At 63.9% G+C, this 678-nt stretch carries 1 pseudogene; it reads right to left on the reverse strand.

Going from position 1 to position 678, the window contains the following annotated elements:
• Positions 1-555 precede the first annotated feature (555 nt).
• Positions 556-678, reverse strand: a pseudogene (locus MKK70_RS00150) (IS5/IS1182 family transposase); the annotation flags it as partial.

Genomic DNA, 678 nt, shown 5'->3' on the forward strand with positions numbered 1-678 from the left:
ACCAGGTCCGTCGCGTTCCCGCGACGACGATGTGAGCCGTGTTCGTCATGGGTCCAGACACAGGGCCGATACAGCGCCATCCCGCGCCACCACCTGTATCCAGACCCAGGCCCTATCCGCACAAGGCAGCCGTCACCGAGGGCTTAGAGCCCATTTGTCGCTCCTTCTCCAGAGCGATCAGTGAATCACCCATGCACCGCCGCGTGAACCCCACCCGCCCAATTCAGCGCAGACCGAAAATACTTGAGCGTGTTCACGAAATGTCGGTCGCGTGCCCTGTCCGTGATCCGCAGCACGCTCGCTACTGTGCGCCGACCTGGACAGGGATCGCACCGATCAGCAGGGATTGAGCGTGCCGCCACGACCGGTAGACGAACAGCGGAGCGAAAGAGAGGATGATCCCGGCGAAGCGGGTAGGCAGGTGCGGCATGAGGCGTCTGTGGCGAGGGACACCATCGGCCTATCCATCACGCCCGCTTCGTCACCCAGCGCTTTCCACGGCCGGTCGAATGGGCCAAAATCGAGCTGAGGAGGCGTAAGAGTCCGTCCGATAAGTCATGACGCTCGGCCGAGCCTTCGGACGAGGATCATGACGGCGGCGGCGTAGAGGAAGGCTTGGGCCGAGGCGAGGGTCGCCTCCGGGTCTTTCCAAAGGCGGCGGTTGCGGCTGATCCAGCC

It is taken from the genome of Methylobacterium sp. E-041 (assembly GCF_022829665.1).
In the GTDB taxonomy this organism is placed as follows: Bacteria; Pseudomonadota; Alphaproteobacteria; order Rhizobiales; family Beijerinckiaceae; genus Methylobacterium.